Source organism: Massilia sp. HP4, from assembly GCF_005222695.1.
Lineage (GTDB): Bacteria > Pseudomonadota > Gammaproteobacteria > Burkholderiales > Burkholderiaceae_D > Telluria.
In genome coordinates this window covers 57,791-78,406 of sequence record NZ_STGG01000005.1, presented here as the reverse complement: position 1 = coordinate 78,406, position 20,616 = coordinate 57,791, and the positions used below count along the sequence as shown (strand labels likewise).

Sequence of the window (20,616 nt, the reverse complement as noted above, 5' to 3'; positions counted from 1 at the left end):
CGCTCCCTCTCGTTCAGGTGGTGTTCGACACTACCACTTTGGCACATTTGATGCCGTAGAGTGGGGGCGTCCATCCCATTGGGTAAGAACGCACTCCTTCCCTGCACAACCGCCGGATCTACGCCACTTCGCCTTGACCACAAGAGCTTCGCGGTTGCATGCCCGCTCGCCCTGCTCGGCAGCGCCTTTTATCCGATTCTTGTCCATCGGCTCGCAGTTTCGCTCCACACTTCCTCCCCACACTCGGTCGCCCTCATGCAGTTGTGCTTCGCTTCGCTCACTGTGGTCAGCTCGCGGCGGGACTTTCACCCACAAGAGTGCGCCCATGCTGGGCGCACATGCAAAACGGGGCATCAGCCCCGTCTATTTCGTGTGACAGCATAACGCCATCTGCGCAACGCCTGCGCACGCTATTCAATGCAGCAAACGCGGCTCCTGCTCGTCGTCGTCGCTGAACAGGTCATCGAACATCAGCGCATCCGGTTCCTTGCCCTGGCTCCAGAGCACCATCAACACGATGATCTTGAGCTTGCTCAAGGCGATAGGCGATTCGTCACAGGCCAGCGCGCGCTCGATGACGATCTCGCGCTGGATGGGCCCCAGCACCTTGGCGCTTTCGAGGAAGGCGATGAAGCCGATCGCAGCACTGCCGAGCTCGATATATTCTTCGTCCACATAGTAGCGGGTACCGGTCGAAGCGTCGATCGTTTCGGGCAACGGCGCATCGGTGAGACCCGTCAGCCAGTCGAGCGCTTCGGAGATTTCGATGTCATCGAAGCCGACGGCGGACAGCTTGCGAGCCAGGGCTGCCGGCTCGGGGCAGGCGTCGGGACGGTAGTACGTCTCGTAGAGATAGACCAGGATGTCGAACATAGTGACGCTACTGTAGCAGCTAAACTTTGTCGGGCACAAGTAGAGCGCGCCTGCTGCACTGCCTCACGGAAAAAACGTTGTATCGAAGCCTTGTTCGATCGGCCAGCTTACCAAAAACGATTAAAAACAAGAACATACAATTCGCAAACTCTGCTTATTGAAGCACATCTAATCTATTAAATGTGCATCCAGTTCGCCCATTTGCAGGAGCACGTAGAGCCTATGCCGGTAGGTGGGGGGAAGCTCATGGCGATGCATGGCGGGCGTGAGCAAGGCGAGAGGAGGCCGCATGGCGAGCCATGCAACGACGAGCAACGCAGCGCACGCCTGCCAGGCGCGGCAGGAGCGACTCCCATCTACCGGGATAGGCTCTCTAATGCCATATGCGTTGGACCCTACCGCCGGGCAACTGCGCGATCAATCCCGCCAGTTCCAGGTCCAGCAAGCGACTGCCGAGCTCGCTCGTATCTCCCCCGATGCGCAGTAATAAGTCGTCGAGCGCGACCGGCTCATGGCCGATCGCATCCAGCAACTCGGCATCTGCCTCGACCGCGGTCTCGGATGCGTCTTCTTTGATCTGCGTCAAGCTTGCGAGTGGCGATACACTCATCGCCAGCAGCACTTCATCTGCCGTCTCGACCAGTTGCGCGCCATCGCGGATCAGGCGGTGGCAGCCCTTGGCCAGTGCGGAATGGATCGAGCCTGGCAAGGCGAACACTTCCCTGCCCTGCTCTGCCGCCATCTGGGCCGTGATCAGTGAACCGGACTGGGCCGCCGCCTCGATCACCAGCACGCCGGCCGCCAGGCCGCTGATCACGCGATTGCGGCGCGGGAAGTTGGCGGCCAGCGGCGGCGTGCCGAGCGCATATTCGCTGACGATGCAGCCGTGTTCGGCGATGCGATGGGCCAGCGCGCGGTTACGCGCCGGATACACGCGGTCGAGGCCGGTGCCAACCACCGCGATGGTGGAGCCCGGCCCGCGCAGCGCGCCTTCGTGGGCGGCGGTGTCGATGCCCAGCGCCAGCCCCGAGACCACGCACAGGCCGGCGCCGGACAGGGCCGCCGAAAACGATTCGGCGTCGAGCCTGCCCTGCACGCTGGCGTTGCGGCTGCCGACCACCGCCACCAGCGGACGCGCCAGCATTTCGATGCGGCCGGCCACGTACAACAGCAGCGGCGGATCGGGGATCTCGGCGAGTGCGGCCGGATAGAGCGGATCGTGGAAGGTGATCAGGTGGTGGCCTGGCTGGGCCAGCCAGGCCAGGGTGGCCTCGACCAGGGCGGTCAATTCGGACGTGGCCGGCGCGCACAAGGCCTGCGCCTGGCCAGATGAAACATGGGAAGACAAGGCAGCTCGCCCGGCGCTGAAGATGGCGCCAGGCGAGCCGAAGACGGACAACAGCGCATGCGCGCTGCGGCACCCCACCCCATCCGCCTGCTCCAGGCGCAGCCAGTCGGCAATCAGGGTGGCGCGCTCGACTGGATTGGGCTGGGGTTCCGTGTCCTGCACGGCGGTTTCTACTCCGGTGATTTGGCCACGTCGCCGACCTGCACCGGGGCCGTCACCTGCATGACCAAGCCGTACGAGACGTTCTTGAACACGCGGAAGATGAACAGGCTGCCGTATTGCTCGTCGGGCAGTTTCAACTGCTGCCGGCCCAGGCCCAAAAAGCCCCGGCTTTGTGGATCGGCCACAGTCTTACCGAGATGATAGAGCTGCAGCACGGCGCCGACATCGAGTCCGTCAAGCGTGCCCCGGTTGACAGTGACGACCTGGCTCTGTCCGGCGTAGGAGACGCCGGAATAGATCGACATCACGCGCCCGTCGACCGCCTGCAGCGGCGCATGCGGCACGTAGTTGCGCACCGGGGTCGGCGGTTGCGGCACCAGCAAGTCGCCCACGCCCATCTCTTGCAGGGTGTTGGTGACCTGGAAGGTGTGTACGTCGACGCCGGGGGCGGCCGGCGTCAGCAGCTTGACGGTGCCCAGGTAGGCGGCCTCGTGCGCCAGGACCTTGCCGGTCTGCGGGTCCGTCAGCGGCGTGCCGGGACGGAAGACCTGGAACACGCTGCCGCCATTCAAGGCGCCATGCACATAGACGCGGTCGCCCTCGCCCAGGTAGACGCGGCCTTCCTGCGAGGCGGCGATGCGCGGGGCGCTGGCCAGCTCGTCGGCCTCGACCACCAGCGGCTGGGTCAGGTAGGGTTCGATGGCGCCGGCCGGGATCGCCGGCACGGCGTCGCGCCCCAGGCCTTCGCTGCGCACTTGCGGCGACAGGCGGGTCAGCGGTGGTGCGCCGCGGCCGTCGCCGGCGTCCAGGCCGGCGCCGGGACGCGTCAAACTCAGGCGGCCACGCTCGCGGTCGAACCAGATGGTCTGGCCCGGATAGATCCAATGCGGGTTGCGGATTTCATCGCGGTTCATGCCCCAGACCTGGGGCCAGCACCAGGGGTTGCGCAAGAAGGCGCCCGAGATATCCCAAAGGGTATCGCCCTTGACCACGACGTGCTTGTCGGGCGCGTCCTGGCGGAAGCTGCAGCCTGGGGCTGCCGCCGGTGTTGCGGCCTGGGCCGAGGCGCCGGCAGCGCATGCGAGCAACGCCGCCGCAGCAGCACGGGCCACGACTGTGCTAAAATTTTTCATTGAAGACGTCCGTTTAGTACGGCGTTGAGACCAGTGTTGAACCATTATTCGACGCCGATCTGAAACTGGGCATGGCAGGGCGTGCGGTCATCCCCTCCAGCCGCAGCCAGAGACAGCACGACGTACCGCTCCCCGCCCACGGAAGGGTTGCTGTATAGAATCAAATTCTGCACACAAATCCCTGAACTAGCAAGACAAACCGAGGTCTGCGCACCAGGGCGTGTGGCGAGTTTGCGTCCCACGTTTGCGTCTTGCCAAGTACCCATTCAACCTAGACAACTCCACCGAAATTCGATCCGATATGGCCCTTCTCGACATCCTCCGCTATCCCGACCCGCGCCTGCACAAGGTTGCCAAGCCGGTTACCGAATTCGGTACCGAGCGCCTGCGCAAGCTGGTGGCCGACATGGCGGAAACCATGTACGACGCACCCGGCGTCGGCCTGGCCGCCACCCAGGTGGACGTGCACGAGCGCGTGGTCACCATCGACGTGACCGAAGCCCAAGAGCAGTTGATGGTCTTCATCAACCCTGAAATCACCTGGGCCAGCGACGAAAAACTGGTCTACGACGAAGGCTGCCTGTCGGTGCCCGGCGTGTATGACGGCGTCGAGCGTCCGGCCAAGGTCAAGGTAAGCGCCTTCGACGTCGACGGCAAGCCGTTCGAGGTCGAGGCCGACGGCCTGCTGGCCGTGTGCATCCAGCACGAGATGGATCACCTGGTGGGCAAGGTGTTTGTCGAATACCTGTCGCCGCTCAAGCGCAACCGCATCAAGGCCAAGCTGCAGAAGGAAGAACGCGGCATGGCGCGTGACAACGCCCAGCGCGCCGGCCGCCGTTGAGCGCGATGAAAGTCGTCTTCGCCGGTACGCCCGAGTTCGCCGCCGTCGCCCTGCGTGCCCTGCACGAGGCCGGCTTCGAAATTCCCCTGGTCCTGACCCAGCCCGATCGCCCCGCCGGACGCGGCATGCAGTTGCAGGCGTCCGCGGTCAAGCAGTATGCGCTGGCCCACGGCATGCCGGTGGCGCAGCCGCTGTCGCTGCGCACCGATGCCAGGGATCCCGAGCGCGCCGCCCAGGCAGTCGCTGCGCACGCGCAATTGCAGTCGATCGATTACGACGTGATGGTGGTCGCGGCCTATGGCCTGATCCTGCCGCGCAGCACGCTCGACATCCATCCCTGCATCAATATCCACGGTTCGCTGCTGCCGCGCTGGCGCGGTGCTGCGCCGATCCACCGCGCGATCGAGTCGGGCGACCAGGAGACCGGCGTGACCATCATGGAGATGGAAGAAGGCCTCGATACGGGCCCGATGCTGACCATCGAACGCTTGCCGATCGAAGCGGGCGACACCACCGGCAGCCTGCACGACAAGCTTGCCGCGCTGGGCGGCCGCATGATCGTCGAGGCGCTGCGCAAGATGGAAGCGGGGGAATTGACGGCCGTGCCGCAGCCCGACGAAGGCGTGACCTATGCCGCCAAGATCGGCAAGGAAGAAGCCAAGCTCGATTTCAGCCTGCCGGCCGAAGACCTGGCGCGCAAGGTGCGCGCCTTCAATCCCTTCCCTGGCGCGAATGGGTTGGCGGAGGGCGTGGCGGTGAAATTCTGGTTCGCCGAGCCGGTCAATGGGCGCGGCGCGCCGGGACAGGTGCTGCAGGCCGATGCGGATGGGATCGTGGTCGCTTGCGGCCAGGGCGCTTTGCGTGTGACCGAGTTGCAAAAACCGGGTGGCAAGCGCCTGAAGGCGGGGGAGTTCCTGAAAGGATTCCCGCTGGCGGGATCGACATTCTCCTGACGCCCCCGCCGCGCTGTTGAAGTCGATTTCATGAACGTCGTCGCAACGGGAAGGCGTTCACGCACCGACAGAAAAATTGCGTCGCAAGGACGCCATTCGATCGAACTTACTCGGCCTGCGAAGAAGTACGCTGGGCGTCCATGTGCTCACGCAGCACCTGGTTGATGCGGGTCTGGTAGCCGGGACCTGCGCCCTTGAACCATTCAAGCATATCCACATCCAGGCGGATCGTGACGATTTGTTTCACACCATTGTTGCTGGCGACTTGTGGCTTCGACGACATTGCTGGCTCCGGGTTGCGGTCCATAGGCTGATCCCAATCCGGTTGGTATTCTTTGTTCATGCGGTTATCCCATCTTTACGTTCGCCACTCGTGGAGGCGGACCTTGATTGTCGTCTCGCCATGTATCGTAAAGATTGCAACTACCCTGCCAAATGTAACGCTATGTAACGCATGCGCACTTGAATACATAAGGATACATACAGAGGTCCGACGCCGGGCCAATCATGCCGCATGACGTATAATCGTAGACCGCCCAATGTCAATCGGCCTGTCAAGCCGCATCCCGGAAAATACACCATCATGAACCCCCGTCCGAACGCCATCTCCCCGATCGAAACCCAGCTGCGCGACATCCTCGCGCGCCGCATCATGATCCTGGATGGCGCGATGGGCACCATCATCCAGCAGTACAAGCTCGATGAAGCGGCCTATCGCGGCGAGCGTTTCGCCACCTTCGCCGCGCCCGAGGGCGCCGGCCAGCGCGAGCTGTTCGTGAAGGGGAATAACGAGCTGCTGACGCTCACCCAGCCGCAGGTGATCCAGGAAATCCACGAACGCTATCTGGCGGCCGGCGCCGACCTGCTCGAGACCAACACCTTCGGCGCCACCGGCGTGGCGCAGGACGATTACCACATGGCCCACCTGGCCTACGAGATGAACGTCCAGGCCGCGAAGCTCGCGCGCGCCGCCTGCGACAAATATTCAACCCCAGATAAGCCGCGCTTCGTCGCAGGAGCTTTGGGGCCAACCCCGAAGACCGCCTCGATCTCGCCGGACGTGAACGACCCGGCGGCGCGCAACGTCACCTTCGACCAGCTGGTCGCGTCCTACCACGAGCAAGTGCGCGGCCTGGTCGACGGCGGCGCCGACCTGCTGCTGGTCGAGACCATCTTCGACACCCTGAACTGCAAGGCGGCGCTGTTCGCGATCGACCAGTATTTCGACGAGCATCCCGACACCCCGCGCCTGCCGCTGATGATCTCGGGCACCGTCACCGACGCCTCGGGCCGCATCCTGTCGGGCCAGACCGTGCCGGCCTTCTGGAACTCGGTGCGCCATGCCAAGCCACTGACGATTGGCCTCAATTGCGCGCTCGGCGCAGCGCTGATGCGCCCTTATGCGCAAGAGCTGTCGCAGATCGCCGATACCTTTGTCTGCATCTACCCGAACGCCGGCCTGCCCAACCCGATGAGCGATACCGGCTTCGACGAACTGCCGGCCGACACCTCGGCCCTGCTGCGCGAATTCGCCGACGCCGGCTTCATCAACATCGCCGGCGGCTGCTGCGGCACCACGCCGGAGCACATCGCGGCGATCGCGAAGATCCTCGAAACGCAGACACCGCGCCAGGTGCCCGAGGTGCCGGTCGCGATGCGCCTGTCGGGCCTGGAGCCGTTCACCATCGACGAGTCGTCGCTGTTCGTCAACGTTGGCGAACGCACCAATGTCACCGGCTCGAAGGCGTTTGCGCGCATGATCCTGAACGAGCAGTTCGACGAGGCGCTGTCGGTCGCGCGCCAGCAGGTCGAGAACGGCGCCCAGGTCATCGACATCAATATGGACGAAGCGATGCTCGATTCGCAGGCGGCCATGACGCGCTTCCTGAACCTGATCGCCTCGGAACCCGACATCTCGCGCGTGCCGGTGATGATCGACTCGTCCAAATGGTCGGTGATCGAGGCGGGCCTCAAGTGCGTGCAGGGCAAGGCCATCGTCAACTCGATCTCGATGAAGGAAGGCCTGGATGAATTCATCCGGCAGGCGGTCTTGTGCCGGCGCTACGGCGCCGCCGTGATCGTGATGGCCTTCGACGAACAAGGCCAGGCCGACACCTTCGCGCGCAAGATCGAGATCTGCGAACGCGCCTACAAGGTGCTGACCGAACAGGTGGGTTTCCCGCCCGAAGATATCATCTTCGACCCGAACATCTTCGCCATTGCCACCGGCATCGAAGAGCACGACAACTACGCCAACGACTTCATCGAGGCCTGCGCCTGGATCCGTGACAACCTGCCGCACGCGAAGATCTCGGGCGGCGTGTCGAATGTCTCGTTCAGCTTCCGCGGCAACGACCCGGCACGCGAGGCGATCCACACCGTGTTCCTGTACCACGCGATCAAGGCCGGCCTCACGATGGGCATCGTCAACGCCGGCATGGTCGGCGTCTACGACGACCTGAACCCGGAACTGCGCGAGCGCGTCGAAGACGTCGTGCTCAATCGCCGCAAGGACGCGACCGAGCGCATGATCGAATTGGCCGGCACCCTGAAAGCCGGCGGCGCGAAACAGGAACAGAACCTCGAGTGGCGTAACTCGCCGGTCGAGAAGCGCCTGGCGCATGCGCTGGTGCACGGCATCACGCAGTGGATCGTCGAAGACACCGAAGAGATGCGCCAGCAGGTGCTGGCCGCCAAGGGCCGTCCGATCCACGTGATCGAAGGCCCACTGATGGACGGCATGAACATCGTCGGCGACCTGTTCGGCCAGGGCAAGATGTTCCTGCCCCAGGTCGTGAAATCGGCGCGCGTGATGAAGCAGGCCGTGGCGCACCTGGTGCCGTTCATCGAAGAAGAAAAGGCACTCGAGGAAGCGCGTACCGGCATCGTCGCCAAGCCGAAGGGCAAGATGGTGATCGCCACCGTCAAGGGCGACGTGCACGACATCGGCAAGAACATCGTCTCGGTGGTCCTGCAGTGCAATAACTTCGAGATCGTGAACATGGGCGTGATGGTGCCCTGCGCCGACATCCTGGCGAAAGCGAAAGAAGAAAACGCCGACATGGTCGGCCTGTCGGGCCTGATCACGCCGTCGCTCGAGGAAATGGCGCACGTCGCGCGCGAGATGCAGCGCGACCCGTGGTTCCGCGAGCGCCAGGTGCCGCTGCTGATCGGCGGCGCCACCACCAGCCGCGCCCACACCGCGGTCAAGATCGCGCCGCACTACGACGGCCCGGTAGTCTACGTGCCGGACGCCTCGCGCTCGGTCTCGGTCGGCCAGGCGCTGGTGACCGACGACACCCGCGACGCCTACATCATCGAACTGGCCCAGGACTACGAGCGCATCCGCATCCAGCACGCCGGCAAGAAGGCGCTGCCGATGCTGACCCTGGAACAGGCGCGCGCCAACAAGGCCAGGCTCGCGTACGCCCCGGTCAAGCCGAAGTTCATCGGCCGCCGCATCTTCAAGAACGTCGACCTGGGCCTGATCGCGCGCTACATCGACTGGGGCCCGTTCTTCCAGACCTGGGACCTGGCCGGCCCCTTCCCCGCCATCCTCACCGACGAGGTGGTGGGCGAAGCCGCCAGCCGCGTGTACGCCGAAGGCCAGGCCATGCTCAAGAAGATCATCGAGGGCCGCTGGCTGTCGGCCAACGGCGCGATCGCCCTGCTGCCGGCCAACACGGTCAATGACGACGATATCGAGGTGTATACCGACGAATCGCGCGAACAGGTCGCCTTCACCTATTACGGCCTGCGCCAGCAAGGCGTCAAGCCGGTGGTCGATGGCGTGCAGCGCCCCAACCAGTGCCTGGCCGACTTCATCGCGCCGAAGGACAGCGGCATCCCGGACTATATCGGCATGTTCGCCGTGACGGCCGGCCTGGGCATCGAGAAGCACGAGCAGCGCTTCGAGGCAGCGCATGACGACTACTCGTCGATCATGCTCAAGTCGCTGGCCGACCGCCTGGCCGAAGCCTTCGCCGAATACATGCACGAGCGCGTGCGCACCGACCTGTGGGGCTATGCGGCGAACGAAGACCTGTCGAACGAGGCGATGATCGCCGAACAGTACCAGGGCATCCGTCCAGCGCCGGGCTATCCGGCCTGCCCCGAGCACACGGTCAAGGCCGACGTGTTCCGCACCCTGCAGGCCGACGAGATCGGCATGGAGCTGACCGAATCGTATGCCATGTATCCGGGCGCGGCGGTGTCGGGCTTCTACTTCGCGCACCCCGAGTCGAAGTATTTCGTGGTCGGCAAGATCGGCAACGACCAGGTCGAGGACATGGCCGAGCGGCGCGGGATGGACAAGGCGGAAGTCGAACGCCACCTGGCGCCAAACCTCTGATCCAATAAAAAACGCCGCGAACATTCGCGGCGTTTTTTTGTGTGCAGATCGCGAATCAGATCGCGTAGCGCACCACCTTGTCGCTCCACTCGAACGCCGACACCTCGAGCTCGGCCAGGTCGTCGCCATCCATCGACAGCGTCTTGAGCCCCGCCAGCAGCTCGTCGCCCTCGTCGTCCATGCGCTCGATCGATTCGGCCAGCTTGAGCAGCTCGCCGAAGAAGCCGCTGCGCTGCACCAGCGCGGCGCGCACTTCGTCGATCACGGGGATCTGCTCGACGATGTCCATCATCGGCATGCAGAACAGCGTGTCCATCAACGACATCATGCCGACCGTGAAGGCGACGTCGGCGACGTTCTTCTGGCCGGGACGCAGGCGCTGGGCCAGGAGTTCCATCAGGCGCGCGCGCGTGGTGGCCAGCAGCAAGAGCGGGCTCTGGCCGTGGCCGCGCACGTCCGGCTCGGCATACAGCAGGATCTGCAGCCAGCGCTGCAGCTGGCGCCGGCCCAGCAGGGTCAGGGCCTGGCCGATCGATTCGATGCGTCGTCCCGCCCCCACCGCCGGCGTGTTCACCAGGCGCAGCAGGTTCAGGCCGATCGTCACCTCGCGCTTGACCACGCGCTCGATCTCGGCATTGTCGGCATCCGAGGTCACCAGCTTCATCAGCTCGAGCACAGTCAGCTGCGATGGCGACAGCTTGCTGCCGGCCATGACCGACGGCTTGGCGAAATAATAGCCCTGGAAGTAGTCGAAGCCGATGTCGAGGCAGGTGCGGTATTCGGCATGGCTCTCGACCTTCTCGGCCACCAGCCGCTTGCCCGTGGTGCGCAGGCGCGGCGCCAGCGACAGCATCGTCACGGCCGGCAACGCGCGCAGGTCCATCTTGACGAATTCGATCACCGGCAGCAGGCGCGATAGTGCCGGTCCGTGGGCCGCCGCCTCGGCCGCGAAGCGGAAACCGTGCGCGCACAGGGCGCGCATGCGTTCGATGACCTCGTCGTCGGGCTCGACCGAGCTGACGATCTCGAGCACCGTGCGCTCGCGCGGCAGGAAGGCGAACATATCGCTCATCAAGACGTCCTTGTCGACGTTGATGAAGGCGGTGGCGTCGCCGATCGCGCGCGGCAGACCGAGCTGGGAAGCATGGTGGATGACGCTGGCGCTGGCCGACAGGCCCGAATCGAAATGGGCCGGGCCCTGGGCGCTGCCGCGGAACAGAAGCTCATAACCGTACAACGCCTGGTGTCGGTCCAGCACCGGCTGGCGCGCAAGGTAGAAATTACGCATGCGTAGCGGCTGGGAGGCCTCGTCGAGGCTGGCGGTATCGGTCATCTCGTTCTCATTCTCGCGTCAACAGGCTACTTTACCGCATCCACCTCGGCATGTGTCTTCTTGGCACTAATTTATTGCGGCAATCCGTCCACGAATACCTTGAGCTCGCCCGGCGCGAAATGGGTCCACTCCTCGTTCGTGGTCAGCGGCTCGGTGACGATGATCGCCACCCGGTCGTCGGGCGTGGTCACCTGCGAAAAATCGACCGACAGGTCTTCGTCGGACAGGCAGGCCGTCACGAACGGATACTTGCGCACCACGTAGCACAGCTTGGTCGAGCAATGGGTGAACAGCGCCGTGCCGTCGGACAGCATCATATTGAAGGTGCCGTGGGCGGCGATGCCGGGAATGATGCGCTCGAGGGGGGCGCGCAAGGCGTCGCGGCCAGGCGCGGTATCGCCGAACTCGCGGCGCAGGCTTTGCAGCAGGTAGCAGAACGCCAGCTCGCTGTCGGTGCTGCCGGCCGGGCGATACGGCCCATCGAGCACGGGCGCGAACTCCTTGAGGTCGCCGTTGTGGGCGAATACCCAGTAGCGGCCCCACAGCTCGCGCACGAAGGGATGGCAGTTTTCCAGCGCCACATGGCCGACGGTGGCCTTGCGGATATGGGCGATGACGTTGGTGGACTTGATCGGATAGCGCTTGATCAGTTCGGCGATCGGCGAGGCGATGGCGGCCTGGTGGTCGACGAAATGGCGTACGCCGCGGCCTTCGAAGAAGGCGATTCCCCAGCCGTCGTGGTGGGTGTCGGTGCGGCCGCCGCGGTGGGCGAAGCCGGTAAAAGAGAAGACAATGTCGGTAGGGACATTGCAGTTCATTCCGAGTAGCTGGCACATGGCGCGCAGCTTACCATGCCGAAGCCGGTACGACAGCGCCATTGCTTCGAGGAGCCATGGCGCTGAAGAACCTTAGTGCAGGACCACCGGCTGGCTCATGATGACGTCATACGAGCCCAGGAAGTCATCGATTTCTTCCATCGTCGGTTCGCTGGCAATCAGGTTGTTGACGTCGCGCCGGAACGATTGCGCGAGGCGGCCGCCGATGAAGGCCTCGCGCCGGCCGGCCTTGTCGACGATCTCGAAGCCGCCAAATCGCAGCGCTTCGAGTTCACGGTCGACGCCGAACTCGACGACGCTGTACTGTTCGCTGTTATAGATCATGTTCATGATGACTCCTTCGATCAGAAATTAGTGCAACCCTGCCGCATGGCGGCGTACGGCAGGCTGTTCACTTCGCTTCAGAGGTGGGGCTGTCCGAACCGATTTCAAGACCGGCTGCTACCTACGCATGCACGGTCGGGTCCAGGGCCAACAGCTGATCGTATGGCGGCGCTGCAAGCCACGATCGCAACTGATCAAGGTGTTCGCTGCTCGCCAGGCCGATGTACAGACGTTGCGGGCGTTGGCGTAGCAGTCGATTCAATGTTACACGCAAAACGAGATTGCCGTCGCAGCACAGGCAACCGGGGGCGATGCGCACCACTTGCAGGCCGGGACCGGATTCGAGCGGCGTGGCGGCCACGCCCAGGCCTTCGAGGATGACCGCGTCGAATGCCCGTGCAGGCGCCTGCGCCGTGCCTGGAGGGACAGGCGTAGCGGAGACCTTGGCAGGAGGCGTGGCCAGCAGCGCCGCGATCGCCTGTTCGCGTACGGCGGCGCTGGCCCCTGGAACGAGGACGGTGGCCGCGCGGGCCATCAGCCCCCTTTCTTGGAGAGCTTGCCCGGTTCGACGCCCAGCTGCTTGAGCTTGCGGTACAGGTGGGTGCGCTCGAGGCCGGTCTTTTCGGCCACGCGCGTCATGCTGCCGCCTTCGCGGCCCAGGTGGTGCTCGAAATACATGCGCTCGAAGGCGTCACGCGCCTCGCGCAGCGGCAGGTCGAAAGACAGTGTGTAGCCGGTGCCCTCGCCTTGCGATACCGCATGCACCATGCGTGAACCATTGCCCAGGCCCACGCCCATGCCGGCGCCCGGCTGGACACCGGGCGGCGCGAACATCGGCGCGCCGGGTGCGGCGATCGCGGCGATGCCGGCGTCGTTCGCCACCGGCGGCGCGCTTGGCGCGATCGGGCGCGGCGGCGCCATTGGGGCGCGCGCCACTTCTTGCGCGCGGGTCAGGCCCTGCTGGACCGCCTTGAGCAGCTTTTGCAGGGCGATCGGCTTTTCGAGGAAATTGAGTGCCCCGATGCGGGTCGCCTCGACCGCGGTGTCGATGGTCGCATGGCCCGACATCATGATGACCGGCATGGAGAGCAGGCCATCGCGCTGCCATTCCTTGAGCAGGGTCACGCCGTCGGTATCTGGCATCCAGATATCGAGCAGCACCAGGTCTGGCGTCGCGGCCGCACGCGCCTCGCGCGCCTGCTGCGCGTTCTCGGCCAGGGTGATGGCATGGCCTTCGTCGCCGAGAATCTCCGACAGGAGTTCGCGGATGCCCATTTCATCGTCAACTACGAGTATGTTCGCCATCGTTTTCTACCTTCCTGATCTTCTACCCGTCATGTGTGCAATTTTATAAGTTTTTTTGCACTTAAGCCAAGTTTCCTGATGGGGCCGAGGCTGGGGCTAACTTTAACAGCAAAATCGACACCGCCGCGCCAGATCCATCGGGGCGGTTGCCGACGTCGATCCGGCCGCCGTGTTCGTCCACGATCTTCTTGACCATGGGCAGTCCCAGGCCGGTGCCGCGGGCCTTGGTGGTGATGTAGGGCTCGAAGGCACGCGCCAGGATGCGCGGCGCAAAACCGGGGCCGTTGTCGACGATGGCCAGGCGCACCGCGACGCCCTGCAGGCCATCGGCGCCGGTGTAGTGGATCGCCTCGGTGCTCACGTCCACCCGCGGCGGCGGGGCGTCGGGGCCACGCTCGACCAGCGCATCCTGGGCGTTCTGCACCAGGTTGTGGATCACCTGGCGCAGCTGGGTGGCGTCGCCCATCACGCGCGGCAGGTTGGGCGCCAGGCTGGCATGGATGATGTCGTGGCCGTCCTCGGCCAGGTAGAGGTTCAGGATCTCGCCGATCAGGGCGTTCAGGTCGAGCTGGTCGAGCGTGGCCGGCGGCGTGCGCGCGTAGTCGCGGAAGTCGTCGACCATGCGCTTCATGGCGTCGACCTGGTTGACGATGGTGGTGGTGCCGCGCTTGAGCAGCTCGGCCTCTTTCGGCGGCAGGCTGTCCTCGAGCTTCATCTGCATGCGCTCGGCCGCCAGCTGGATCGGCGTGAGCGGGTTCTTGATCTCGTGCGCCAGGCGCCGCGCGACCTCGCCCCAGGCCACCGAACGCTGGGCCGTGATCACGTCGGAGATATCGTCGAACACGACGATGAAGCCACTGTCGGCGCCCACCGGCAGGCGCGAGCCGCGCGCCAGCAGGACAATGTCGTGGTCATGGTCGTCGCCCCCGGCCTTGCGGTGGGCGTCGCGCGGGATCTCGATCTGCTGCTGCCAGTGGGCGCGCTTGCGCCGCTCGGCGGCCGAGTGCGCGCTCTGGGCCGAGAAGGCGCGCGTGATGCAGTTCGAGAAGTGTTCCAGGCCCGGTATCTTCGCCAGCGGCCCGGCCATCGCGCCCGGCTCGACCTGCAGGATCCGATAGGCCGCGTCGTTCGAGTTCACCACCAGGCCCTCGGCGTCGAGCACGATCACGCCGGCCGACATATTCGCCAGCACCGACTCCAGGTGGGCCTTGGCGCTTTGCAGCGCGGCGCGGTTGCGTTCGACCGCGCTGCGCGCTTCGAACAGCTGGCCGGTCATCGCATTGAACGATTGCGTCAAGGTCCCCAGTTCGTCGCGCGTCTCGACGATCGGCCTCGGCGACAAATCTCCCTCGGCCACCGCTTGCGTGCCCTCGGCCAGCACCAGGAGCGGCTGCGCCAGGTTGCCGGCGATGAGGAAGGCGCTGCCGACCGCGCCGAAGATCGCCAGCAGCAGGGTCAGGGACAGCATCCCGATATACATCTTGCGCAGGCCCGTGCGCGCTTCCAGGCGCAGCCGGTATTCGCTGTAGGCCGAACGCAGCACCTCGGCATTCGAAGCCAGGTTGACCGGCACCGACTGCAGCAGCTGCAGGTAGCGCGGCGGCGCGCCGGGCGGCTCGGGTACGGCCAGCACCACGCGCAGGCGCAGGCCGGTGACGGCGTCCAGCGCGCTCGAGACGCCATCGAGCGCTTCTTCATTCAGGTCGCGGTCGACGCCGCCCTCGGCCAGCGCATACCCGCCCGGCATCGCGGCGCTGCGCAGCATGCGTTCATTGGGAGCGTCGGCCGCGAGGTTGGTGCCGCGGTCTTCGAGGGCGGCGGCCAGCACCGCGCCTTTCTCGTCGACCAGCATCGCGCTTTGCAGGCCGCTGGTGTCGGCCAGCAGGCGCGCCAGCACCGGTTGCGCGCTCATGTCGCCCTGGCCGGCCAGGGTCGCGGCGGCAGTTTGCGCGGTGGCGCCCAATTCGGCCAGCGATTCGTCGAGCGCCGCGCGGCCCAGGTTCAGGCCCGATTCGATGGCCGACTCGATCTTGACGTCGAACCAGGAGTCGATCGAATGCGAGACGAAATTGACCGACACCATGAAGATGACGAGGCCAGGCAGGATGCCGATGCCGGCGAACAGCAGCACCAGCCGCGCCATCAGGCGCGAGCCGAACTTGCCGGCCTTGTAGCGCGAATACAGGCGGCCGAGGGCGACCACTACGAACACCAGCAGCACGAAGGCCACCGCGCCGTTCAGGCCGATCAGCCAGCCGTAGTAGCGGCCCAGGAATTCGGAATTGGCCGAGGCCGAGGCAAGCAGGAACAGCAGGATCGACACCATGGCGCCGCCCACCATCAGGGCGTAGCGCAAGACCTGGTTGTCCGGTTTACTCCGCACGGTAGATGAAGGTCTTCCGGCTGGAAGTCAGGCGCCAGTCGGAATCGTTGAAGGCGTTGACCTGCAGCGGTTTCTGCAGGTATTCGCGGTCCATGTACATACGCAGCGAGACTTCATACTCCTCGCCCGGCTTGAGCTTGCCCTTGGGCGCGATCAGCCAGCGCGTCGGCCGGCGCACCATGAACATGGCGTCCTCGAAGGTCTGGAAGCGCTCCTGGAAGGAGCCGACCACGGTCACGTAATACTGGCGCGTGAGCACGTCGTAGGAAATGCGGATGGTGCGCTTGCTCGAAACCGCGCGCTCGTCGCGCCACCACCAGCGCGGGCGCACCAGCTCGATCTCGGTGGTGAAATGCAGTTGCACGCCGTGCTGGAGCGCATCGCGCAGGCCGCTATTGAGCTCGAAATCGTAGACCGTGTTGAGCCGGTAGCCATCGTCGCTGGCTTCGATGGCGGCCCGGGCGATCTCGATCCCGTCGGCCGCCCGCGCCGGTACGCACGCAGCAACGCACGCGATCGCCAGCATCAGCTGGCAGGCGAGGAGGCGTAGAAATCGTAACGTCACGGGTGAGCCGGGGCCTTAAAAAATGCGCGTAGTGTCAAAGAACTTACGCCGCTTTCTTCTGGAACAGGGCGTAGAACAAACCGTCATGATCCTGTCCGGCGCCGCCGAGCGGCAGGAGTTGGCCTGGCGCGTCGAGGCGGACCGCGTCATGGCGAGCCGCGAAAGCGGCTGCCTGCGCCTCCGATTCCTGGGGCCAGAGCGAACATGTCACGAACAGCAATTTACCATCGGGCAGCAACATCTGCCAAAGATTGTCGAGTATTTTGGAAGAAAGTGTTGCAAGTTGGGATGTATCCGACTTGCGGCGCAGCCAGCGGATATCCGGGTGGCGGCGCACGATGCCCGAGGCGGTGCACGGCACATCGGCCAGGATGCGGTCGTACTGGACGCCATCCCACCAGTCGCGGCTGCCGGCGTCGGCTGCCAGCAAGGTCGCCTCGAGACCCAGGCGGCCCAGGTTATCGCCCACCCGCGCCAGGCGCGCCGGATCGGTGTCGACCGAGGTCAGTTGCACGTCGGCGCTTTCCAGGATATGGCCGCTCTTGCCGCCGGGGGCGGCGCAGGCGTCCAGCACGCGCATGCCGTCCTTGAGGTCGAGCAGTGGCGCCGCCAGTTGGGCGCCGGCATCCTGCACCGACACCACGCCATCGGCAAAGCCCGGGATCTGGGCCACGTTGATGGCCTGGGCCAGGCGCACCGCGTTTGGCCCCACCTGCTCGGCCTGCAGGCCGGCGTCGCCCAGGGTCTGCAAGTAAGCGCCAACATCGCTCTTGCGCGCGTTGACACGCAGGGTCAATGGCGGATGCGCATTGCCGGCCGCGAGCACGGCTTCCCAGTCGCGCGGATAGGCCGCGCGCGTGGTGTCGATCCACCACTGCGGGTAATTGAAGCGCGCCAGCGGCTCGCGCAGCGCCTGTTCGACCAGCGCCTCGCGCTCGCGCAAGAAACGCCGCAGCACGGCATTGACCATCGCCTTGGCATGGGCAAAATCGGGGTGGGCCGCGGCCGCGCCGACGGCCTGGTCGACCACGGTAAATGCCTCATAGGGCGCCGGCTGGCCCTCGGGCGGATCGAGCAGGGACAGGGCCGCGCACAACAGGCCGCCCAGCATCGGCGGCTCGGGCGCCTTGCTCGTCATCAGGCCCAGCAGGGTCTCGCTGCGGCCCAGCTGGCGCATGGTGCGGTAGGCGATGTCCTGGATCGCGCCGCGCGCCTGGGGCGTGGCGTCGTACGACGCGAACACGGCGGCCAGGGCCTGCGGCAGGGCGCTGCCGCCGCGCACGCGGGCCACCGCACTGGCGGCGCCCAGCAGGGCCAGCGCCAGCGAATCGGTCTTGAGGTCGGGCCGGTAGTCGCGCTGGGGGGCAACCTTGACCTCATGGCTCTGGCGCAGGCGCGGTTCCTCACGCGCCGGGCGCGGCTGGCCCGATGCGGCCGGTCCCGGCTTGCCGCTGCCACGACCTGCGGCGCCCTGGCCGCCCTGCCCCGGATTGCGGCCTACCGCGCCCGTGGCGCGGCGGTCGGCGGCCGGCCTGGCCTTGGGTTTCAGGGAGAGCGTTGGACGCTTGTCAGTCATGGCGAATAAAATGTTGCGAAAATGGGCTCCCATTGTAACGGTTATGCCTTTGGCGACGCTTAATATGGTTGTCGGACCGCCAAGCGCGAACGCCGTGGCCAGCCAAAGCGTGGCATCAAACTAGTATAATGTCCGCTGTTTGCCTGCTCATCTACCGGCTCACCGTCCGGGAAGCAGGCGCCGTCCATCAGCAGCACCTATTATTCGACCATTCCCATGCTCGCCCAACAAAAACAACACATCGTTGCCCTGTTCCAGGCAGCCCTCGCCCCGATCGTCGCCGGCACCGACCTCACCCCCAATGTGGTGCTGGAGCGTCCGCGCGATCCTTCGCACGGCGACATCGCCTGCAATATCGCCATGCAGCTGGCCAAGCCGCTCAAGACCAATCCGCGCGAACTGGCCACCCGCCTGGTCGCCGCGCTGCAGGCCGAGCCGGGCGCGCAGGGACTGATCGAATCAGCGGACATTGCCGGCCCCGGCTTCATCAACCTGCGCGTGGCCGCCGCCGCCAAGCAATCGGTCGTGCGCAGCGTGCTCGAGCAGGGCGAAGCCTTCGGCCGCGCCGGCGCAGCCAGCGGCCACCATGCGATCATCGAATTCGTCTCGGCCAACCCGACCGGCCCGCTGCACGTCGGCCACGGCCGCCAGGCCGCGCTGGGCGATGCGCTGTCGTCGCTGTTCGAATCGCAGGGCATCGAAGTCACCCGCGAGTTCTACTACAACGATGCCGGCGTCCAGATCGCCACGCTGGCCACCTCGGTCCAGGCGCGCGCGCGCGGCTTCAAGCCGGGCGACGCCGAATGGCCAGAGTCGGCCTATAACGGCGACTACATCGCCGACATCGCGGCCGATTTCCTGGCAAAAAAGACCGTGTCGGCCAGCGACGGCGCCCCAAGCACCGCCAGCGGCGACGTCGAAGACATCGAATCGATCCGCCGCTTCGCGGTCACCTACCTGCGCAACGAGCAGGACCAGGACCTGCAGGCGTTCGGCGTCAAGTTCGACAATTACTATCTCGAGTCGTCGCTGTACGCCGACGGCAAGGTCGAGACCGCGGTGCAGGCCCTGGTCGATGCCGGCAAGACGTATGAAGACGGCGGCGCCCTGTGGCTCAAGACCACCGACTACGGCGACGACAAGGACCGCGTGATGCGCAAGTCCGACGGCACCTATACCTATTTCGTACCGGACGTCGCCTACCACATCCAGAAATTCCGCCGCGGCTTCGACCAGGCGATCAATATCCAGGGCAGCGATCACCACGGCACCATCGCGCGCGTGCGCGCCGGCCTGCAGGCGGTGAACATCGGCATCCCGCAGGGCTATCCCGACTACGTACTGCACAAGATGGTCACCGTCATGAAGAACGGCGAAGAGGTCAAGATCTCCAAGCGCGCCGGTTCCTACGTCACCGTGCGCGACCTGATCGAATGGTCGGGCAATGGCGACGTCACGCGCGGCCGCGATGCGGTGCGTTTCTTCCTGATCTCGCGCAAGGCCGACACCGAGTTCGTGTTCGACGTTGACGTCGCCCTCGCGACCAACGACGAAAATCCCGTCTATTATGTGCAGTACGCCCACGCGCGCATCTGCTCGGCACTGGCCAACTGGGGCGGCGACGTCGCCAGCCTGTCCGGCGTGGATCTGTCGCCGCTGACCGAATCGCACGAGTCGCAGCTGCTGGCCAAGCTGGCGGCCTACCCCGAGATGCTGCAGCGCGCCCAGGCCGAACTCGGCCCGCACCAGGTCGCGTTCTACCTGCGCGAACTGGCCGGCGAGCTGCACAGCTACTACTTCGCGCACAAGTGGCTGCTCGACGACAACGAAGCACTCAAGCTGGCCCGCCTGGCGCTGGCCGCCGCCACCCGCCAGGTGCTGCGCAACGGCCTGGCACTGATCGGCGTCTCGGCGCCAGAGAAGATGTAAGCCCAACGTTTCATATTCAGATAAAGCGACATGACCGCCATCCGACATTTCTCGCAGCGCCACCAACGCGGCAGCACCCTGACCGGCATCATCATCGGCCTGATCATCGGCCTGGGCATCGCGGTGGCGGTCGCGCTCGTGATCACCAAGGGCGCCTCGCCCTTCACCGACCGTTCCAACAAGATGGGCCGTCCGGCCGACCTCGAGCCGAGCCAGGCCTCCGACCCCAACAAGCCGCTGTACGGCAACCGGGCGCCGGTGCCGCAGGCGCCGCCGGCCCAGCCGGGCGCGCCCGCGCCGGCGCCAAGCGCGCCTGCGCCGGCCGCACCGCGACAGCAAGCCGATTCGGATCCACTGGGCGCCGCCATCGCCGGCATGCAGGAGCCGCGCCCTGCCGCCGCGCCGGTGCCGGCCGCGCCAGTCAACACCGCCGCCCCCGCACCCGGCGCCGCGGCCGTGACCGACGGCTATATCTATTACCTGCAGGCGGGCGCCTTCCGCGAAATGTCCGACGCCGAGAACACCCGCGCCAAGCTGGCCTTGCTCGGCTTCGAGGCCGCGATCACCGACCGCAGCACCGACAGCGGCGTGCTGCACCGCGTGCGCGTCGGCCCGTATTCGCAAGTCGAAGCCGTCAACAAGGCGCGCGCCAAGCTGCTCGACAGCGGCATCGACGTCGCCATCGTGCGCAACCAGCGCTGACC

At 65.6% G+C, this 20,616-nt stretch carries 17 protein-coding genes; 5 read left to right on the top strand and 12 right to left on the bottom strand.

Features of this window, described 5'->3' with window-relative positions:
• Positions 1 to 414 precede the first annotated feature (414 nt).
• The 3 genes from E8M83_RS01355 to E8M83_RS01345 form a co-directional block, all read right to left on the bottom strand.
• A complete protein-coding gene (locus E8M83_RS01355; protein ID WP_137171601.1) occupies positions 415 to 873 on the bottom strand; it encodes a DUF494 family protein in 459 nt (152 codons plus the stop codon).
• 373 nt (positions 874 to 1,246) lie between these two features.
• Positions 1,247 to 2,383 carry a DNA-processing protein DprA gene (dprA, locus tag E8M83_RS01350; RefSeq protein ID WP_137171600.1) on the bottom strand — a complete coding sequence of 379 codons (1,137 nt, stop codon included), beginning with the start codon at positions 2,381 to 2,383 and terminating at the stop codon, positions 1,247 to 1,249.
• Between the two features lie 8 nt (positions 2,384 to 2,391).
• A complete protein-coding gene (locus E8M83_RS01345; protein WP_137171599.1) occupies positions 2,392 to 3,516 on the bottom strand; it encodes a LysM peptidoglycan-binding domain-containing protein in 1,125 nt (374 codons plus the stop codon).
• Between the two features lie 301 nt (positions 3,517 to 3,817).
• Between E8M83_RS01345 and def the strand changes: the two genes are divergently transcribed.
• Entirely contained in the window at positions 3,818 to 4,357 is a 540-nt protein-coding gene (gene def / locus E8M83_RS01340; RefSeq protein WP_137171598.1) for a peptide deformylase, read from the top strand.
• Positions 4,358 to 4,362: 5 nt separating this feature from the next.
• Positions 4,363 to 5,310, top strand: coding sequence for a methionyl-tRNA formyltransferase (gene fmt, locus E8M83_RS01335; RefSeq protein ID WP_137171597.1), 948 nt, complete (start codon positions 4,363 to 4,365; stop codon positions 5,308 to 5,310).
• A gap of 106 nt (positions 5,311 to 5,416) precedes the next feature.
• Here the strand turns inward: fmt and E8M83_RS01330 are convergent, their stop codons facing one another.
• On the bottom strand, positions 5,417 to 5,653 hold the full coding sequence (locus tag E8M83_RS01330; RefSeq protein ID WP_229491378.1) for a BrnA antitoxin family protein: 237 nt from the start codon (positions 5,651 to 5,653) through the stop codon (positions 5,417 to 5,419).
• Between the two features lie 240 nt (positions 5,654 to 5,893).
• Here E8M83_RS01330 and metH point away from each other — a divergent pair, with 240 nt between their 5' ends.
• Positions 5,894 to 9,661 (top strand): methionine synthase, encoded by a 3,768-nt coding sequence (metH, locus tag E8M83_RS01325; protein ID WP_137171596.1) that lies wholly within the window; start codon positions 5,894 to 5,896, stop codon positions 9,659 to 9,661.
• 55 nt (positions 9,662 to 9,716) lie between these two features.
• Here metH and E8M83_RS01320 read toward each other — a convergent pair whose 3' ends face one another.
• The 8 genes from E8M83_RS01320 to rsmB all read right to left on the bottom strand — a co-directional run bounded on the left by E8M83_RS01320 (position 9,717) and on the right by rsmB (position 17,983).
• Positions 9,717 to 10,994, bottom strand: a complete 1,278-nt coding sequence (locus tag E8M83_RS01320; protein WP_137171595.1) for an EAL and HDOD domain-containing protein — start codon at positions 10,992 to 10,994, stop codon at positions 9,717 to 9,719.
• 71 nt (positions 10,995 to 11,065) lie between these two features.
• Entirely contained in the window at positions 11,066 to 11,830 is a 765-nt protein-coding gene (locus E8M83_RS01315; RefSeq protein WP_137171594.1) for a class II glutamine amidotransferase, read from the bottom strand.
• A gap of 72 nt (positions 11,831 to 11,902) precedes the next feature.
• Positions 11,903 to 12,160 (bottom strand): DUF3567 domain-containing protein, encoded by a 258-nt coding sequence (locus tag E8M83_RS01310; RefSeq protein WP_137171593.1) that lies wholly within the window; start codon positions 12,158 to 12,160, stop codon positions 11,903 to 11,905.
• A 115-nt stretch (positions 12,161 to 12,275) separates the two neighbouring features.
• Positions 12,276 to 12,689 carry a GTPase gene (locus tag E8M83_RS01305; RefSeq protein ID WP_170976648.1) on the bottom strand — a complete coding sequence of 138 codons (414 nt, stop codon included), beginning with the start codon at positions 12,687 to 12,689 and terminating at the stop codon, positions 12,276 to 12,278.
• The gene (locus E8M83_RS01300) at positions 12,689 to 13,459 is read right to left on the bottom strand and encodes a response regulator (protein WP_137171591.1); all 771 of its coding nucleotides are present in this window, start codon (positions 13,457 to 13,459) and stop codon (positions 12,689 to 12,691) included. The genes E8M83_RS01305 and E8M83_RS01300 overlap by 1 nt, the downstream gene beginning before the upstream one ends.
• A gap of 61 nt (positions 13,460 to 13,520) precedes the next feature.
• Positions 13,521 to 15,842: an ATP-binding protein gene (locus E8M83_RS01295; RefSeq protein WP_137171590.1), complete on the bottom strand. Its 2,322-nt coding sequence runs from the start codon at positions 15,840 to 15,842 to the stop codon at positions 13,521 to 13,523.
• Positions 15,832 to 16,407 (bottom strand): DUF4390 domain-containing protein, encoded by a 576-nt coding sequence (locus tag E8M83_RS01290; protein ID WP_137171589.1) that lies wholly within the window; start codon positions 16,405 to 16,407, stop codon positions 15,832 to 15,834. Before E8M83_RS01290 ends, E8M83_RS01295 begins: the two co-directional genes overlap by 11 nt.
• Positions 16,408 to 16,450: 43 nt before the next feature.
• Positions 16,451 to 17,983, bottom strand: a complete 1,533-nt coding sequence (gene rsmB, locus E8M83_RS01285; protein ID WP_229491377.1) for a 16S rRNA (cytosine(967)-C(5))-methyltransferase RsmB — start codon at positions 17,981 to 17,983, stop codon at positions 16,451 to 16,453.
• A 216-nt stretch (positions 17,984 to 18,199) separates the two neighbouring features.
• Between rsmB and argS the strand changes: the two genes are divergently transcribed.
• Together argS and E8M83_RS01275 are read left to right on the top strand one after the other, a co-directional pair.
• Positions 18,200 to 19,912: an arginine--tRNA ligase gene (gene argS, locus E8M83_RS01280; protein WP_137171588.1), complete on the top strand. Its 1,713-nt coding sequence runs from the start codon at positions 18,200 to 18,202 to the stop codon at positions 19,910 to 19,912.
• Between the two features lie 30 nt (positions 19,913 to 19,942).
• Positions 19,943 to 20,614, top strand: a complete 672-nt coding sequence (locus tag E8M83_RS01275) for an SPOR domain-containing protein (RefSeq protein ID WP_137171587.1) — start codon at positions 19,943 to 19,945, stop codon at positions 20,612 to 20,614.
• The last annotated feature ends 2 nt before the right edge of the window (positions 20,615 to 20,616 follow it).

What these genes read in the sequence shown, in the direction of transcription:
- E8M83_RS01355 (WP_137171601.1), bottom strand. Translation starts at nt 873, where the DNA reads ATGTTCGACATCCTGGTCTATCTCTACGAGACGTACTACCGTCCCGAC.
- E8M83_RS01345 (WP_137171599.1), bottom strand. Translation starts at nt 3,516, where the DNA reads ATGAAAAATTTTAGCACAGTCGTGGCCCGTGCTGCTGCGGCGGCGTTG.
- def (WP_137171598.1), top strand. Translation starts at nt 3,818, where the DNA reads ATGGCCCTTCTCGACATCCTCCGCTATCCCGACCCGCGCCTGCACAAG.
- fmt (WP_137171597.1), top strand. Translation starts at nt 4,363, where the DNA reads ATGAAAGTCGTCTTCGCCGGTACGCCCGAGTTCGCCGCCGTCGCCCTG.
- E8M83_RS01330 (WP_229491378.1), bottom strand. Translation starts at nt 5,653, where the DNA reads ATGAACAAAGAATACCAACCGGATTGGGATCAGCCTATGGACCGCAAC.
- metH (WP_137171596.1), top strand. Translation starts at nt 5,894, where the DNA reads ATGAACCCCCGTCCGAACGCCATCTCCCCGATCGAAACCCAGCTGCGC.
- E8M83_RS01320 (WP_137171595.1), bottom strand. Translation starts at nt 10,994, where the DNA reads ATGACCGATACCGCCAGCCTCGACGAGGCCTCCCAGCCGCTACGCATG.
- E8M83_RS01315 (WP_137171594.1), bottom strand. Translation starts at nt 11,830, where the DNA reads ATGTGCCAGCTACTCGGAATGAACTGCAATGTCCCTACCGACATTGTC.
- E8M83_RS01310 (WP_137171593.1), bottom strand. Translation starts at nt 12,160, where the DNA reads ATGAACATGATCTATAACAGCGAACAGTACAGCGTCGTCGAGTTCGGC.
- E8M83_RS01305 (WP_170976648.1), bottom strand. Translation starts at nt 12,689, where the DNA reads ATGGCCCGCGCGGCCACCGTCCTCGTTCCAGGGGCCAGCGCCGCCGTA.
- E8M83_RS01300 (WP_137171591.1), bottom strand. Translation starts at nt 13,459, where the DNA reads ATGGCGAACATACTCGTAGTTGACGATGAAATGGGCATCCGCGAACTC.
- rsmB (WP_229491377.1), bottom strand. Translation starts at nt 17,983, where the DNA reads ATGACTGACAAGCGTCCAACGCTCTCCCTGAAACCCAAGGCCAGGCCG.
- argS (WP_137171588.1), top strand. Translation starts at nt 18,200, where the DNA reads ATGCTCGCCCAACAAAAACAACACATCGTTGCCCTGTTCCAGGCAGCC.
- E8M83_RS01275 (WP_137171587.1), top strand. Translation starts at nt 19,943, where the DNA reads ATGACCGCCATCCGACATTTCTCGCAGCGCCACCAACGCGGCAGCACC.